This window comes from Streptomyces albicerus (assembly GCF_008905045.1).
GTDB lineage: Bacteria > Actinomycetota > Actinomycetes > Streptomycetales > Streptomycetaceae > Streptomyces > Streptomyces albicerus.
Window position 1 is genome coordinate 167,078 of the sequence record NZ_VWMY01000005.1, and the last position, 14,544, is coordinate 181,621.

The 14,544-nt window shown below is 69.8% G+C and carries 16 protein-coding genes; 7 read left to right on the top strand and 9 right to left on the bottom strand.

The features are described from left to right. Positions 1–10 precede the first annotated feature (10 nt). The 4 genes from GAS53_RS05940 to GAS53_RS05955 form a co-directional block, all read right to left on the bottom strand. Entirely contained in the window at positions 11–760 is a 750-nt protein-coding gene (locus GAS53_RS05940) for a polysaccharide lyase (protein WP_151476353.1), read from the bottom strand. A 3-nt stretch (positions 761–763) separates the two neighbouring features. After that, positions 764–1,369, bottom strand: a complete 606-nt coding sequence (locus GAS53_RS05945; protein WP_192582976.1) for a cinnamyl alcohol dehydrogenase — start codon at positions 1,367–1,369, stop codon at positions 764–766. A 292-nt stretch (positions 1,370–1,661) separates the two neighbouring features. Beyond that, the gene (locus GAS53_RS05950; RefSeq protein WP_151476355.1) at positions 1,662–2,102 is read right to left on the bottom strand and encodes an SRPBCC family protein; all 441 of its coding nucleotides are present in this window, start codon (positions 2,100–2,102) and stop codon (positions 1,662–1,664) included. Next, positions 2,099–2,440 carry an ArsR/SmtB family transcription factor gene (locus GAS53_RS05955; RefSeq protein WP_151476356.1) on the bottom strand — a complete coding sequence of 114 codons (342 nt, stop codon included), beginning with the start codon at positions 2,438–2,440 and terminating at the stop codon, positions 2,099–2,101. Before GAS53_RS05955 ends, GAS53_RS05950 begins: the two co-directional genes overlap by 4 nt. Before the next feature lie 329 nt (positions 2,441–2,769). Here GAS53_RS05955 and GAS53_RS05960 point away from each other — a divergent pair, with 329 nt between their 5' ends. The 5 genes from GAS53_RS05960 (at position 2,770) to GAS53_RS05980 (ending at position 5,777) form a co-directional block, all read left to right on the top strand. Beyond that, positions 2,770–3,342 carry a TIGR03086 family metal-binding protein gene (locus tag GAS53_RS05960; protein WP_192582977.1) on the top strand — a complete coding sequence of 191 codons (573 nt, stop codon included), beginning with the start codon at positions 2,770–2,772 and terminating at the stop codon, positions 3,340–3,342. Positions 3,343–3,432: 90 nt separating this feature from the next. Further along, positions 3,433–3,897, top strand: a complete 465-nt coding sequence (locus tag GAS53_RS05965; protein WP_151476358.1) for an SRPBCC family protein — start codon at positions 3,433–3,435, stop codon at positions 3,895–3,897. A 150-nt stretch (positions 3,898–4,047) separates the two neighbouring features. Next, complete coding sequence (locus GAS53_RS05970) at positions 4,048–4,533, top strand: PaaI family thioesterase (RefSeq protein WP_151476359.1); 486 nt, start codon at positions 4,048–4,050, stop codon at positions 4,531–4,533. 150 nt (positions 4,534–4,683) lie between these two features. After that, a complete protein-coding gene (locus tag GAS53_RS05975) occupies positions 4,684–5,019 on the top strand; it encodes an ArsR/SmtB family transcription factor (protein WP_151476360.1) in 336 nt (111 codons plus the stop codon). 2 nt (positions 5,020–5,021) lie between these two features. Beyond that, positions 5,022–5,777 (top strand): cation transporter, encoded by a 756-nt coding sequence (locus tag GAS53_RS05980; RefSeq protein ID WP_151476435.1) that lies wholly within the window; start codon positions 5,022–5,024, stop codon positions 5,775–5,777. Positions 5,778–5,780: 3 nt separating this feature from the next. Here the strand turns inward: GAS53_RS05980 and GAS53_RS05985 are convergent, their stop codons facing one another. The 3 genes from GAS53_RS05985 to GAS53_RS05995 form a co-directional block, all read right to left on the bottom strand. Next, the gene (locus GAS53_RS05985) at positions 5,781–6,188 is read right to left on the bottom strand and encodes a RidA family protein (RefSeq protein WP_151476361.1); all 408 of its coding nucleotides are present in this window, start codon (positions 6,186–6,188) and stop codon (positions 5,781–5,783) included. A gap of 316 nt (positions 6,189–6,504) precedes the next feature. Then, positions 6,505–8,922: a hypothetical protein gene (locus GAS53_RS05990; protein WP_151476362.1), complete on the bottom strand. Its 2,418-nt coding sequence runs from the start codon at positions 8,920–8,922 to the stop codon at positions 6,505–6,507. A 229-nt stretch (positions 8,923–9,151) separates the two neighbouring features. Further along, a complete protein-coding gene (locus GAS53_RS05995; protein WP_151476363.1) occupies positions 9,152–9,523 on the bottom strand; it encodes a VOC family protein in 372 nt (123 codons plus the stop codon). A gap of 49 nt (positions 9,524–9,572) precedes the next feature. On the opposite strand from GAS53_RS05995, the gene GAS53_RS58250 reads away from it, so the two are divergent. Beyond that, the gene (locus GAS53_RS58250) at positions 9,573–10,274 is read left to right on the top strand and encodes a class I SAM-dependent methyltransferase (RefSeq protein ID WP_225858775.1); all 702 of its coding nucleotides are present in this window, start codon (positions 9,573–9,575) and stop codon (positions 10,272–10,274) included. Here GAS53_RS58250 and GAS53_RS06005 read toward each other — a convergent pair. After that, the gene (locus GAS53_RS06005; protein ID WP_151476365.1) at positions 10,222–10,860 is read right to left on the bottom strand and encodes a VOC family protein; all 639 of its coding nucleotides are present in this window, start codon (positions 10,858–10,860) and stop codon (positions 10,222–10,224) included. The genes GAS53_RS58250 and GAS53_RS06005 overlap by 53 nt on opposite strands. A 207-nt stretch (positions 10,861–11,067) precedes the next feature. Between GAS53_RS06005 and GAS53_RS06010 the strand changes: the two genes are divergently transcribed. Beyond that, positions 11,068–12,162, top strand: coding sequence for a serine hydrolase domain-containing protein (locus GAS53_RS06010; RefSeq protein WP_151476366.1), 1,095 nt, complete (start codon positions 11,068–11,070; stop codon positions 12,160–12,162). Positions 12,163–12,280: 118 nt separating this feature from the next. Here the strand turns inward: GAS53_RS06010 and GAS53_RS06015 are convergent, their stop codons facing one another. Further along, entirely contained in the window at positions 12,281–14,539 is a 2,259-nt protein-coding gene (locus GAS53_RS06015; RefSeq protein WP_151476367.1) for a heavy metal translocating P-type ATPase, read from the bottom strand. Positions 14,540–14,544: the final 5 nt, after the last annotated feature.

The following is a 14,544-nucleotide window of genomic DNA, read 5'->3' on the forward strand; positions in this document are numbered from 1 at the left end:
GACATGTGCGTCAAGCCCAGTTGGCCGGTTCGGCAAGGGCGTAGGCCGAGGCGATCCGGTGGTTGTCGTGCAGGATCGTCAGCGTGCGCGGGCCGCTTGGCGTGCCGTCGCGCCAGGCGGTGCAGTAGATCCCGTTGGACCAGCGGATCGTCCGTGAGGTGGACGGCAGTACGGTGATGCCGGTCCGGCTCACGGTCTTCGTGCCGTTCAGCCACACCTCGAAGGCGCCCTGGCCGTCGCCGGCGAGCTTCAGCCGGGTGACGATCCTGATCCAGGTGCCCCGCAGGCTGCTGATCGACCCGGCCGTTCCCTTGATGCCGCCGGAGCCGCCGAACTGGATCGTGGACCCGATGACGAACATCAACAGCCAGGGTCCTTCGGGGTCTTCGGGCGACCACTGCTGGAAGGTGACGTTCTGGTCGTGGAACGTCCAGTCGGACGCGAGACGGATCGCCTGGCCGTAGTACCGGTCCTCACCGACGCTCTGCGCGCCGCGTTGGATCACCTCGGAGTGGTAACCGCCGTTCTCGTCGATGTACGTCTGGGTCGCCGCGAGGGCGTGCGCGCCTTTGTACGTGGGCGAGTTGACGGTCTCGATCACGCCGTCCTTCTGCGTGTAGGCATGATCCCAGCCCTCGACGCTGCCACGGTTCTGGAAGTAGACCTCGTCGGCGGCGTCGGCCCGTCCCGGCAGTAGTGCGGCGCCGGCACCGGCGAGGCCGAGTCCGCCGAGCGCGGTGATTACCCTTCGTCTCCGCACGGTTCACCGCGTCCAGTACGTGATGTTGCGGAAGCGCGCCTCGGCGCGGCCGCTGCCGTGGTGGTAGACGCCGTTCTTGAAGTGGCGGGTGGCCGGGCCGCGGTCCTCGGTCGTCAGCACCAGCTCGTCGTCGAAATAGACCTTGACGCTGCGGCTGGAGGCGTTGTGCTCCAGCTTGACGTTGAACCAGGTGTTGTATGCGTTGGTCTTCAGGACCGTACGGTCGTACGCCCGTACCGTGCCGCCGCTCGCGCTGTAGGCGTTGAGCATGAAGTCCGTGGCGGGGGTGCCCTCGGGGTGGATCACCCGGAGGATCTGCACGAAGGTCGCGCCGTTCGTACCGGACGGGAGATACACGTCGGCGTCCCACATGTGCTGCCCGGACGTGTACTCCTGCCTCCAGCGCATCTCGGTGCGCGGGTCGGTGGAACTGCCCTGCGACATGGGCTCGTCGGTGCTGTACACCCACATTCGGTGGACGCCGCCGCTGTTGCTGTAACGGTCGCTCAGGTCCAGGTTCCACGGCTTCTGCATGCCGTACGTGAAGGCGGTCTTGTTCCAGCCGTCCGTGGGTGAGGCGGCTGCGGCGGAGGACGTCGACGGGGTCATGGCCCAGGCGGCGCCTCCGGCGAGTAAGCCGCCGGCTGCCAGAACGGTACGTCTTGTGGGGTACATGTCAACCTTTCCCAGTTGGCGTCATGCGTGTCGGGGGCTGAGCGGGCGAATCGCAGGAACGTTGCGTATTCATCGGATCTATCGCCTTGTGCAGCGTAGAACTGGCCGCAAAGGACGTCAATATTCACGGTGAGCCGAAGATAGATCCGATGTGCGGGGGTGGTGTGCAGGGTGGGTGGCAGGGGCAAGGGTGCCCGCATGCTGGCCGGTTGACGGCGTACCCGGCTCACATCCAGGGGTCGGGCCCCGGATCGCCGCCCGACGCCACTGTCGCGAGCCGGTCCATGTAGTGGGCCCAGCCCTCCTCGTGCGCGGCACACGCCTCCGGGGAAGGCAGGCCGCGGTGGACCAGGCGCAGCCGGGTGCCTTCGGCGACCGGTTCGAGGGTGATTTCGACTGTTGTCGAGCCGGGCGGCAGGGGCATCCCGTCCTCGGCCCAGCCCCAGGTGAAGACCAGCCGCTTGGGCGGGTCGACCTCGATGAAGCGGCCCTCCACGACGTCCTCGGCCCGGACGGTCGTCCGATATGCGCCGCCGGGCTGGAAGCTGAACTCGCCGTCCTTGCCCATCCAGGACAGCCACTTGTCCCGGTCGGTGAAGAAGGAGAACACCGTCTCGGGCCGGGCGGCGATGAGCCGTTCCACGGTGACCACGCCTGCTGCGTTCACGAGCTCTCCCCTTCAGGGTCCCCGGGCCGTTCGGCCTGTTCGGTCCGCTCGGCCGCTTCCGCCAGCTCGGTCAGCGTGTCGAGCTTCGCGGCCCACATCGACTGCAGGTAGTCGGCCAGCGGGCCCATGGCTTCACGGTCGGCCCGGTAGAAGCGTCTCTTGCCGTCCTGGCGCAGCGTAACCAGGCCGGAGTCCCTGAGCACTTTGAGGTGCTGGGACACCGCTCCGAAGGTGACGTCGAACCGCTCGGCGATCTCGCCCGCGGACAGCTCCGCGTCCCAGACCAGGCGCAGGATCTCGCGCCGTCTGGGCTCGGCGACCGCTTGAACCGCATCCATAGACGTCATTTTAGCCGCCACTTGAACTTGCCATCGGAAGGGAAGTCATTTTAGTCTTCCCTAAAGTGATACTGCGACTGAAGTAGTGAGCGAAGTGAGGAGCGCACGTCATGGCGGACATCGCGATGCAGCTGCTCATCGACGCCGACGACACCTACCGGGACTGCGGGACTACTCGTACGGCTGGGCGACGAAGTCCGGCCGGCTCAAGGCCTACGCCGAGACACGCAAGCCGACGGCCTTCTGCGCCGGCTGAACCACACCGATACCGAGCCCCGGTCGCGTACCGACCCCGCCGGTCCCACCGGCGCATCCGAGGAAGAGAACCCATGAACACCCAGCACAGCACCCTGCACCGCGCCATCCGCGAGTGCGCCGACGCCGTCGCGGCGACGGCTTCCGGCATCCGTGCCGAACAGCTCGGAAACCGCACCCCGTGCGAGAAGTTCACCGTCGCCGAACTCCTCGACCACTTGGGCGGAACGCTGTCCTCCTCCGCGCGAGCCGCCCGGAAGGAGCCGGAGTCCGGCGAGGGCGCCTCGTTGGCGTTGTCGCCGACGGCCGTCGCCGAGTCCGCCGACCGGGCCGCGGTGGCCTGGGCCGACTCCGCGGCCTACGAGGGCACCACCGAGTTCGGCCCGGGAGAGATGCCGGCCGCCTTCGCGGCCACGATCACCCTGGAGGAACTGGCCCTGCACGGCTGGGACCTGGCCCGCGCCACCGGCCGGCCGTTCTCCGTCAGCGAGGAGACCGCGCAGATCACGCTCGCCGCTGTCGAGCAGATCGCCGAGCAGGCCCGCGCCACGGCGGGCTTCGGCCCGCCCGTGCCCGTAGCCGCCGACGCCCCCGTCTTCCACCGTGCGCTCGGTGCCAGCGGGCGGAATCCTGCGTGGAGCGACTGACTGCCCGGGGAATGACGTCCGGCAAGTGAGCAAGTGAGCAAGTGAGCAAGTGGGCAAGTGGGCAGCTTGTCGGCGAGGCCAGGAGACGCCATGACGATCGACGAGACGGCGGAGCGCGTGATCCGGCTTCCGCCCGAGCGCGTGGCCGCGTACGCGATGGACTGGCGCAATGATCCCGAGTGGACCCAGGGCATCCGTACGGCGGAGCTGACCCGGACGGCGGACGGTGGTGGCTTCGGCGTCGGCGCGGAGGTCACCCGCACCGCGTACTTCCTCGGCAAGCGCATCGACTACGTGCTGCGGGTCGCCGCGTACGACCCTCCGGAACTGCTGGACATGGTGTCCGTGGCGGGCCCTATGCCCATGCACGTCACCTACACCTTCACCCCGCACCCGCAGGGCACTCTCGCCCGCATCCGTGTTCGGGGCGACGCTGGGCGCTACTACCGCCTGGCCGCGCCCATCATGGCGCGGAAGGTCCGCTCATCCATCGGCAAGGACCTGAACGACCTGGAGAGCAAGCTGCAGGAGCCGCCACCATCCGCCGACGCCTGATCGCTACCCCGCACCCCAGCGGATCGGTCGGGTACTGCCGGAGGTGGGGCCGCGGCGTGAGCCGGATGAGTCGCGTCGTGTGCTCGACGCCGTCGGAGCCGTTGCCCTTGAGGACACTCGGCCGTAAACGGGACGTGTGACCCTGCGGCAATGGACATGACGTCACTGGCCCGCACACTGCTGGAACCCATACCGGCGCATCGGACTGCCGGCATCGAGGTGCTCCGGGCCGCCGACGGGGTGGCCGAGGTCGCGTCGGACACCCCTGTGGGACTGACGAATGTCATCGGCTCACTGCATTCCAGCGGCCTCGTCGCCCTCATCGACGCGGCCGGGCTGGGAGCGATCATCGCCGCAAGCATGCGCGCCGATGAGTTTCAGGGGGTCGTGCCGCTGGGGTCGGCCGCCTCCCTGGAGTTCCTCGCTCCGGCGCGCGGACGACTGGTGGCCACCTGCAGGCTCACCGACGAGGCCCACGGTCTCCTGCGTGCGCTGCTCGCGGGAGAGACCGACCGGGCTCGGCTCTCCACGCGTGCCGAAGTCGCCGACGCCGAGGGAACCTTGGTGTGCCGAGGCACCTTCGACTGGAGCGTCCGGCGGATGGCGCCCCCGGCGGAGCTGCATCACGCCGAGTGAGGAACCGAGACGCTCCACGTTCACCGGAACGACGCTGATCAACTAGGCGAGAACGGCGGTTGCCCGACGCTGCCTACGTGCCGGTGTCCTCGTCGGTCCGTTTTGGGTCCACGATGTTCTGAATTCAGGAGTCTATGTATCATCAAGCCTGTGCTGACTCTCGCTACGGAGGTCGAGGTGCTGGCCCGCTTCGGCCGCGCGCTCGCCGACCCCATCCGCTGCCGCCTGCTGCTCGCCCTGCGCGAGGCCCCGGCCCATCCGGCCGACCTGGCCGATCTGTTGGGCATCTCCCGCACGCGCCTCTCCAACCATCTGGCCTGCCTGCGTGACTGCGGACTGGTCGTCGCCGTCCCCGTGGGCCGCCGTAGCCGCTACGAGCTGGCCGACCCCCGCCTCGCTCACGCCCTGGGAGACCTGCGCACCGCCGTGCTGGCGGTGGAGGCCGACCGCACGTGCCCCGACGCGGACGAGAAGGGCTGTTGCTGACCATGACGGTGCTGTCCCTCGGCCCCTCACCCGCCCGGCGTGATGCGCTCGCGAGCCGAATACGCGTCCTGGTGGCCGCCACCATCGCTTACAACGCCGTCGAGGCGATCGTGGCGCTCACCGCCGGCACGCTCGCCTCCTCCACGGCGTTGATCGGCTTCGGGCTCGACTCGGTTGTCGAGGTGTCCTCGGCCGCCGCGGTCGCCTGGCAGTTCTCGGCCCGCGACCACGCCGTGCGCGAAGCCCGCGAGAAAGCCACGCTGCGGATCATCGCGATCTCCTTCTTCGTGCTCGCCGCCTACATCACGACGGACGCCGTGCGCGCTCTCACCGGCGCCGGTGAGGCAGACCGTTCCCTACCCGGCATCGTCCTCGCGGCCCTCTCCCTCGCCGTGATGCCGTTCCTGTCCGCCGCCCAGCGCCGCGCCGGTCGTGAACTCGGCTCCGCCTCGGCGGTCGCGGACTCCAGGCAGACCCTGCTGTGCACGTACCTCTCGGCCGTCCTGCTCCTCGGTCTCGTCGCGAACGCCACGCTCGGCTGGTCATGGGCCGACCCCGTCGCGGCGTTGGTCATCGCCGCGGTGGCGGTGAAGGAGGGGCGGGACGCCTGGCGGGGCGACGGGTGCTGTGCGGCGCCGGGCGTGACCGTCAAGGACGCGGCGCCAGGCGTGACCCTTAAGGACGCGGCGCCAGGCGTGACCGTCAAGGAGGACGTCGAGGACGCGTGCGGCTGCGAGTCGGGGTGTGCCTGCTGCTGACGTTCAGTCGATGATCGCGGTGGCTTCGATCTCGACCAGATGATCCGGTATGTCCAGTGCCGCCACGCCGATCAGTGTGGCCGGTGCCAGCGGGGTGACCCCCAGCTTCGCGGCCGCCCGGGAGATCCCCTCCAGGAGCAGCGGCATCTTGTCAGGGGTCCAGTCGACGGCGTAGACGGTCAGTTTCGCCACGTCGTCGAAGGAAGCGCCGACCTCGGCCAGGGCGGTGCCGATGTTGAGGTAGGACTGCTCGACCTGGGTGGCGAGGTCGCCTTCGCCGACGGTGACCCCGTCGGTGTTCCAGGAGACCTGCCCGGCGATGAAGATCATCTTCGATCCGGTCGCGATCGACACCTGCCGGTAGACATCGATTTCCGGCAGTCCGCCGGGATTTACGAGGGTGATGGCCATGCCGTCTGTCTCCTTGTCGCGAGAGTCCTGGGGCTCGCTTCCACGGAACCAAGTCCCCAGGTGCTCTCTTCTGGTTACTCAGAAACCGTAGGAGAGTGGTCGCTGACATGGAAGAACGCACTTTTCCGTGACTGGGGAACCGTATGGTGACCAAGCAGCTCAGGGGCGCAGTCGTGCGGTCCTCCGTTACCACTTTCCGGCCAAGGAAGAACTGCTCTCGGCTCTGGTGGTCCAGCGGTGGAAGCACTGGACCGGTTCGTCGAGCAGGCCGAGCGCACCATGACCTTGGCGGATATTTGAGGATCGCCGGCCTGAGTCAGCCGCTGACCGCGCCGTCCGCCGTGCCCGGCGGGGGTGCGGGAGCCGGCGCGGGCCGGGGTGTGGGGCGGCGCGGAGGGGGAGTCACCGGGGGCGGGGGCGATGGAGGGGTGTGTTCGGCGAGTGCGTCGAGGATGCGCGTGCGGATCTCCGCGATCCTGGGATCGCGGCGGTATCCGTTGTGTCGCTCCAGCGGCCAGAAGACGGGCTGGGCGGTGGTGCGGGCGTGCGACCGCTCGTCGTCGGGAGCCGCCATCGGGTCCACTCCGTCCTTCCATTCCTCGTCCACGCCGTCCACGTAGGTCGGGCCGGCCAGCAGGTCGGTCTCGCGGTGAACGTTGACCCACGTCGCGAGCAGACGTGTCCTGTCCGGGTCGTCGCGGACTTCGTTGTGGACCAGGGCTTTGAGGGACTCGGCCGGGACATATCCGGGGTAGTGGCGCCCGAACACCGCGTTGATCGGGCTTCCGGTGGTCAACAGGGCGATACGCGGCCGCAGTTCGGCCGGGATCTGCCATAACGCGGCCACGGCGATCACCGACCCCATGGACTGCGCGTGCAGCAGTATCCGCGTACGGCTGTCGGAGGTGAGCAGGTACTCGATGCGGTGCACGAGCTCGGGCACGGTCCGTATGGTCCAGGCCGCCGGCGCGAAGGGGTGCGCCGCGCGCGGCCAGAAGACACCGAAGGCCCAGGCGATGCCCGTGTTCCGGCGCATCTCGGGGCGGAGTACGACGGCCCGTACGGCGAACAGCGCGACTGCCACGAGGGCGATCAGGGCGAGGGCACCGAGAGTGGTGAGCTGCTTGAGCGCGTCGGTCGTGGTCTCGTGGACGTCCGTCGCCAAGGGGCCGTCGCCCACCCAGTTGACCAGGTACAGGGTGAGGACCAGGGCCACGATGAGGGAGGCCAGCGCGGCGAGGCCCTGGTCGTACGCCTCCAGACCGTCGTTCCCCGCGGTCTTCGCCCAGCTGATCTCGCCTCGGTGCTTCCTGTCTTCCTTCTCCTCCCACGCGTGTGCGGGGATGGTCTGACTCCTGCGCGTCCACAACTTCCACAGGGCGTTGACCACGGCTGCGAGCCCGCCCAGCACCACCGCCAGCGGGAACGCCGCAGCGATCACCCCGATCGCCCTCGGGACATCGGTGGCGTACGGGTCTCCGTCCGGGGTGAGCCAGCCCTGCGCCCACAGGGAGAACGCCGCCGTGTAGAGCCATCCGATGAAGCAGGCCAGCACCGCGACGACGGGCCCCAGCAGCCCGTACAGCGACATCTTCTTGGCGCGGTCGAAGTCCCTGAAGGCCATCACCAGACAGGCGATGACCATCAGCAGCACCCCGACGCCCTGGGCGATCACGACGGCGTTGGCCTCTGCGCCCATTCCCGGCAGCATGCGGGACCTTTCGCGCGCGGCGTGCCAGTCCCGCTCGGGTAGAGCGCAGTAGAGCATGGCGCAAGCCGTCACCACGAGGCACACGGCGAGGCTCGTGCGTCGATGATTGAGCGGCCACCGCTTTTCCCACCTCGCGCTTCGGAACCAGGGTCCGTCGACGACGACCAGCGCCGCCAACACCAGGATCAGTACGAACAGCACCAGGCCGACGACCGTTCCGCCCCGGCGCAAGTCGTACTGGAGCGAGGGGACGATCACCTGCATCGCGACGGTGAGCAGCCCGGCGCACCGATGCTGCGAAGTGAGCCCCTCCGCCCGCCCGTTGTGCTCCCAGAAGCCGCGCACCTCGAGCGGCCGCCGCCGCGCGTCGGCGGATCCTTTGACCCGATCGTTGTCCTCCTGGTCGAAGCGCCTGTAGCCATCGCCGTCCACGGTTTTGAGGACCGGCCGGTATTCCTTCTTGGCGTCGCGCGCACTGAACGCCATCACCGCTCCGACGAGCAGCGGCACCACGGCCGCAAGGGTCAGCCCGAGTCCCGTGTCCACGGCGCGTGCGGCCTCGACCAACGGGTTCTCCGCGCCGCAGGGGGACTGCGTGGGCGCCCCGCACTGCCACACGACCTGGTCCATGGCCGCCTGCCCGAACACCCCTACCAGCATCACCGTCAGCGACAGTCCGAGGAGCCGGGCCCCGAAGTCGTACAGCCGGCCCGAGACCCTGCTGTGCGGCGGCAGTCGGGGCTGCATCCACGTCACCAGGTTGATCAGCAGAAAGGGCAGCAGGAACAGCCACATCGCCCGGCCCGCGCCGCCGATCGTCAGCCGGTTCCAGTCGTACACCTGCCGTTCGACCGAGTACTCGGAGCCGTCCTCCTCGGCCGCTCCGTACCAGCCGGCGCCCTGATCCCCGCTGATCCGGCGGACGGCGGGCGGTTGCAGCGCCTCTGTGCGGTCCACCAGACCGATGCCGGGCACGACCAGTTCGACCAGGCGGGTCTCCCTGGCCTGTGATCCGTTGTCCATGGCAGATCACAGTGAGGGGCAACGCCGCCGTTCACAATGCGTAAAAAGTACGAGACTGAGAGTGGTCACCGGCATTCCGTTTCGGCGCAGGCCGGGGCGCAGGGCGACCGGCGGGCCGCTGCCCTGCGCGGCGTCGGGAAGCCAGAGATGCGCCGGTACGCCGCCGGCAGGAGTACGCCGAGCAGGGCGGCGGCGATCACGGCTCCGAACATGGTGGCCCGGACAAGTCCTAGCCGATGAGGGTCTTCTTCGGGCGGACCACGCAGAACTCGTTCCCCTCCGGATCGGCCAGTACGGTCCACGACTCGTTGCCGCTCTGGCCGACATCCGCCCGGCGGGCGCCGAGGGCGAGGAGACGCTCGATCTCGGCCTCCCGGTCCTCCGCGGCGGTCGTCAGATCGAGGTGCAGGCGGTTCTTGACGACCTTACGGTCCGTCACCGGCATGAAGCAGATGCCCACCGGCGCGGTCTCGTCCGGCCCGATCACGACCTCCCGCTCCCGCTCGGACAGGATCCGCCAGCCCAGCACCTCGGTCCAGAACCGTGCCAGGGCGGGCAGGTCGTGAGCGTCGATGACGATGTGGTGCAGCGAGACAGGCATGTCGGCCAGTGTGCCCGGTGTCCGGCCGGACAGGGTCTGGTCGGCCGGGATGGGCGCCTGGCAGGGCGGCGACTCCACCGCCGCCGGGGATGCCTGGGCTCATGCCGCGGACGACGTGGTCGCCTGGCTCTGGCGGAACTCGGGGGTACGACCGACCGGGCCGCGTCCCGAGCGCTCGACGTGGGTACCGGATCCGGTCCGGCGGCGCTCGCCGTGGCGCGGGCCGGGCTCCAGGCCGTGGGACTGGATCGGGATCCCGGCCTGCTGCGGGTCGCCTCAACCCGGGTGCGAGGCCGGGCTCACGGACACGGCGCGGTTCGTCGTGGGGGACGCCATGGCGCTGCCGTTCCCGACAGACGCCTTCGACGTCGTCCTGTCCACCTTCGGCGTGATGTTCGCGCCCGACCCCGGCCGGGCCGCCGCCGAACCGGTCCGGGTCTGCCGCTCCGGGGGAGTGTTGAGGTACGTCCAGGTCCCTAACCCTCGGGGGAACACGCCGTCCGTGTCTTCGAGAACAAGCCCGGCCCGCTGTGTGCGCACCGTGCGGCTCTCGAGGCCGCCGGGCGCTGGGCTGTGCCCGAGCCGCTCTGGCCGAACTGTTCCACGCCGCCGACCAGGCCACCGATGGAAGCCTTCAGCTCGACGTTCCCCACCTGCTGGTCCTCGGAGGGTGGCCCGGGCAGGCGGGGAACTCCGACCTACGCGGCAAGGCCCAGCGGGAGGGGCGCCCCGTCCGCGAAGCCGACCGTGACCCGTAGGGGCCCCGCGGTGCCGGGCACGGTGTGCAGGCCGTTGGGCTTTCCTCCGCACCAGCCTTCGATGACGTCGGCCGGGCCGGCCACGTCGATGCCGGTGATGCCAACGGGTTGACGGCGATGCGCGGCGCTGAGGACAGGAGGGCCTTCCGGCCAGTGGATGAGGCAGGGCAGGAAGCGCCGGTCGAAGTTCGAGCCGAAGCCGGCCAGCGTGTACGGCGGATAGCCGGGGCCGTCCGCGGGCGCCTCGACCACGGGCATCTCGTGGGTGACGGCGAGCTTGCGCAGCCGTTGTTCGTCCTCGACCGCCACCAGCCACGCCATCGGAACCAGCGGCTGCGAGGGGTGCGCGGCGAGTGCCTCCGTGTCGAACTCCAGCAGTGGCGGGGCGTCGGGCGCGGGGGCCTCACCGTTCGGATAGTGGATCTCCAGCGACTGACCATGCCGCAGCGGTACGACGAGGTTGGACAGCCCGAGACCCGGAATGGTCCGGCCGCGGGCGACCCCCAGACCGGCCCGACCGAGTACCTCCTCGGCGTCGGCCCTGGTCCGGGCGGCCAGCACGACGTGATCGATCTCCATCGGCACTCACCTTTCACCGGATCCTGCCTGCACCGCGAGCGACACCAAAGCGAGTGACACCAAATTTATCCTTAATGAAGTTCGTTTTCAATAATCAGTCTGCGTCGCACTCGGCGGCCGACGGTCACCAGCGTTGCCCCATATACCCCTCCTGGGTATTCTGCCCGGTTGAGAACACGAGCCGAAGTCACGGAGGGAGCGGGCACGATGGACGTCGAAGGATTCGCCGCGGACGGATACGACGCCGTGCGCAAGGTCTTCCAGAGGCTGGTGGACGACGGTCAGGAAACGGGGGCGGGCCTGTCGGTCTGGCGGGAGGGCCGCGAGGTCGTCCGACTGAACGCGGGGTGGGCCGACGCCGGGCAGAGCCGGCCCTGGCGTGATGACACCCTGGTCCAGCCCTACTCGCTGTCGAAGGCGTTCGTCACGCTCGCCGCCCTGGTGGCGGTCCGCCAGGGCGCACTGGCACTGGACGAGCCGATCGCCAAGTACTGGCGCGAGTACGGGGTCCGGGGCAAGGAGCGGACCACCCTCCGTCAGGTGCTCACACACCGTGCCGGGCAGCCGCGTTTCGCGCCCGAAGCCGCGGACCTCGACCTGCTGGACGACAGCGGGCTGCGGGCGAGCCTGGTACAGGCGGCGCCGGAGTACGTTCCCGGGACGTCACTCGGGGAACACGCCCTGACTTACGGCCACTTGGTCGACGGCGTGCTGCGCGCGGGCGCCGGGACGACGCTGGGAGAGATGTTCAACGACGTGGTGCGTCCCGCTCTGGGGCTCGACGCCTGGTTCGGCGTGCCGGATCAGGAACTGGACCGGGTCGCCGACCTGGAGTACGCGGATCCGGACTGGCCCAGGCAGCTGCACGCGGCACCGTGGCTCCAGATCCCCGCCGGCGTGCTGGACACGGAGCACGCCAACTCCCGGGCCTGGCGGCAGTCGGTCTTCGGAGCGGTCAACCTGCACACCACCGCGACCGCCATGGCTGCGTTCTTCTCCCGCCTCACCAGCGAGGACGGGCCGGTACGCGAACTCCTGGGGCCGCACCTGCACACCGAGCTCCTCACTTCCCAAGTCACCGACTACGACGAGGTCTTCGGCACCAGGATCACCTGGACGCTGGGCTTCGTACGCGACAAGGGCAAGATCGCCAAGGGCGGGATCGGCGGCTCGGCCGCGTGGTGGTCGCTCCGACATCACCACGCCTGCGCCTATCTGACGCGTCGCTTGGCCGACCATTCCAGGGCTGCCGAGATCGCCGCGGCCCTGGGCGACGACCTGACCGTGGTGGGCGAGGACTGAGCGCCTGAGCCCGGCCCGCACAGCCCCCGAGCGGACCGGAGCCGGGGCGGACCGGTCGGTCCGCCCCGGCGGGGGCGAGGCAGCTGGTTGGTTCACGGGGATGAGGCATCTGGTGGGTTCAGTCGGCGGCCCGGAAGGAGCGCAGACGCAGGGAGTTGCCGACGACGAAGACCGAGGAGAAGGCCATGGCCGCTCCGGCGATCATCGGGTTGAGCAGACCGGCCGCGGCGAGCGGCAGGGCGGCCACGTTGTAGGCGAAGGCCCAGAAGAGGTTGGACCGGATGGTGCCGAGGGTGCGCCGGGAGAGACGGATCGCGTCGGCCGCGGCGCGCAGGTCGCCCCGTACGAGGGTCAGGTCGCCGGCCTCGATCGCGGCGTCCGTGCCGGTGCCCATGGCCAGACCCAGGTCGGCCTGCGCGAGGGCAGCCGCGTCGTTGACGCCGTCGCCGACCATGGCGACCGAACGGCCTTCGCCCTGGAGCCGCTTGACGACGTCGACCTTGTCCTGCGGCAGGACCTCGGCGATGACGTGCGCGGCGTCGATGCCGACCTCGCGGGCGACGGACTCGGCCACGGCCCGGTTGTCGCCGGTCAGCAGGATCGGGGTCAGGCCGAGGGCGCGCAGCCGCGCGATCGCCTCCGGGCTGGTCTCCTTCACCGCGTCGGCGACCTCGAGGACCGCCCGTGCCTCGCCGTCCCAGGCGACCGCGATGGCGGTGCGCCCGACGGCCTCGGCTTCGTCCTTGGCCCGCTTCAGTCCCTCCGGCAGTTCCATGGCCCAGTCCGAGAGCAGCCGCTCGCGGCCCACGAGGACCGCGTGGCCGTCGACGATGCCCTGCACACCGAGTCCGGGGACGTTCGCGAAGTCCTCGGGTGTGGGCAGGGAGCCCAGCTTCTCCAGGGCGCCGTCGGCGACGGCGCGGGCGATCGGGTGCTCGGAGGAGTGCTCCAACGCACCCGCCAGGCGCAGGACTTCGGCCTCGTCGGTGTGGTCGGCGGTGTGCACGGCCAACAGGGTCATACGGCCGGTGGTGACGGTGCCCGTCTTGTCGAGGACGATGGTGTCGACCTTGCGGGTGGACTCCAGGACCTCCGGGCCCTTGATCAGGATGCCGAGCTGGGCGCCGCGTCCGGTGCCGACCATCAGCGCGGTCGGCGTGGCCAGACCCAGGGCGCACGGGCAGGCGATGATCAGCACGGCGACGGCGGCGGTGAAGGCGGCCGTCAGCCCGGCGCCGTTGCCCAGCCAGAAGCCGAGGGTGCCCAGCGCGAGCCCGATCACCACCGGCACGAAGACGGCGGAGATCCTGTCCGCGAGGCGCTGCGCGGCCGCCTTGCCGTTCTGGGCGTCCTCCACCAGCTTGGCCATCCGGGCGAGTTGGGTGTCGGCGCCGACCCGGGTGGCCTCGACGACGAGGCGACCGCCGGCGTTGATCGTGGCGCCGGTGACGGAGTCCCCCGTGGAGACCTCCACCGGTACCGACTCGCCGGTGAGCATCGAGGCGTCCACCGCGGAGGAGCCCTCGACGACCGTCCCGTCGGTGGCGATCTTCTCTCCGGGGCGCACGAGGAAGCGGTCGCCGACCTTCAACTCGGCTGTGGGGATGGTCTGTTCGCTGCCGTCGGCGCGCAGCACGGTGACGTCCTTCGCGCCCAGCTCCAGCAGCGCCTTGAGCGCGGCGCCCGCCTTCCGCTTGGAGCGGGCCTCGAAGTACCGCCCGGCCAGGATGAAGGCGGTCACACCGGCCGCGGCCTCCAGGTAGATGTTGCCGGCGCCGTCGCCGCGGGCGATGGTCAGCTCGAAGGGGTGTGTCATACCGGGCGTGCCCGCGGTGCCGAAGAACAGCGCCCACAGCGACCACAGGAAAGCGGCCGAGGTACCCACCGAGATCAGCGTGTCCATCGTGGCCGCGCCGTGCCGGGCGTTGGTGAACGCCGCCTTGTGGAACGGCCAGGCGGCGTACGTCACGACCGGCGCCGCCAGCGTCAGGGACAGCCACTGCCAGTACTCGAACTGCAGGGCCGGGATCATGGCCATCGCGACGACGGGGACGGCCAGCACCACGGCGGTGATCAACCGCTCGCGCAGCGGCCGCAGTTCGTCGTCCGCTTCCGTTGCCTCGCCGCCGTCCTCGGGCTGGGCCCGTACGGGGGCGGGCTCGTGCGCGGTGTACCCGGTCTTCTCGACGGTGGCTATCAGGTCCTGGACCAGGACGTCACCGGCGTAGCTGACCTTGGCCTTCTCGGTGGCGTAGTTGACGGTGGCGGTGACCCCGTCCATGCGGTTGAGCTTCTTCTCGATACGCGCCGCGCACGAGGCGCAGGTCATGCCGCCGATGGCGAGCTCTACCTCGGCGCCGGTCGTCGTGGTGGTCATGGCTG

What these genes read in the sequence shown, in the direction of transcription:
- GAS53_RS05980 (WP_151476435.1), top strand. Translation starts at nt 5,022, where the DNA reads ATGACGGTGCTGTCCCTCGGCCCCTCACCCGCCCGGCGTGATGCGCTC.
- GAS53_RS05965 (WP_151476358.1), top strand. Translation starts at nt 3,433, where the DNA reads ATGACGATCGACGAGACGGCGGAGCGCGTGATCCGGCTTCCGCCCGAG.
- GAS53_RS06015 (WP_151476367.1), bottom strand. Translation starts at nt 14,539, where the DNA reads ATGACCACCACGACGACCGGCGCCGAGGTAGAGCTCGCCATCGGCGGC.
- GAS53_RS58250 (WP_225858775.1), top strand. Translation starts at nt 9,573, where the DNA reads ATGGGCGCCTGGCAGGGCGGCGACTCCACCGCCGCCGGGGATGCCTGG.
- GAS53_RS05985 (WP_151476361.1), bottom strand. Translation starts at nt 6,188, where the DNA reads ATGGCCATCACCCTCGTAAATCCCGGCGGACTGCCGGAAATCGATGTC.
- GAS53_RS05960 (WP_192582977.1), top strand. Translation starts at nt 2,770, where the DNA reads ATGAACACCCAGCACAGCACCCTGCACCGCGCCATCCGCGAGTGCGCC.
- GAS53_RS06005 (WP_151476365.1), bottom strand. Translation starts at nt 10,860, where the DNA reads ATGGAGATCGATCACGTCGTGCTGGCCGCCCGGACCAGGGCCGACGCC.
- GAS53_RS05990 (WP_151476362.1), bottom strand. Translation starts at nt 8,922, where the DNA reads ATGGACAACGGATCACAGGCCAGGGAGACCCGCCTGGTCGAACTGGTC.
- GAS53_RS05970 (WP_151476359.1), top strand. Translation starts at nt 4,048, where the DNA reads ATGGACATGACGTCACTGGCCCGCACACTGCTGGAACCCATACCGGCG.
- GAS53_RS06010 (WP_151476366.1), top strand. Translation starts at nt 11,068, where the DNA reads ATGGACGTCGAAGGATTCGCCGCGGACGGATACGACGCCGTGCGCAAG.
- GAS53_RS05995 (WP_151476363.1), bottom strand. Translation starts at nt 9,523, where the DNA reads ATGCCTGTCTCGCTGCACCACATCGTCATCGACGCTCACGACCTGCCC.
- GAS53_RS05945 (WP_192582976.1), bottom strand. Translation starts at nt 1,369, where the DNA reads ATGACCCCGTCGACGTCCTCCGCCGCAGCCGCCTCACCCACGGACGGC.
- GAS53_RS05955 (WP_151476356.1), bottom strand. Translation starts at nt 2,440, where the DNA reads ATGGATGCGGTTCAAGCGGTCGCCGAGCCCAGACGGCGCGAGATCCTG.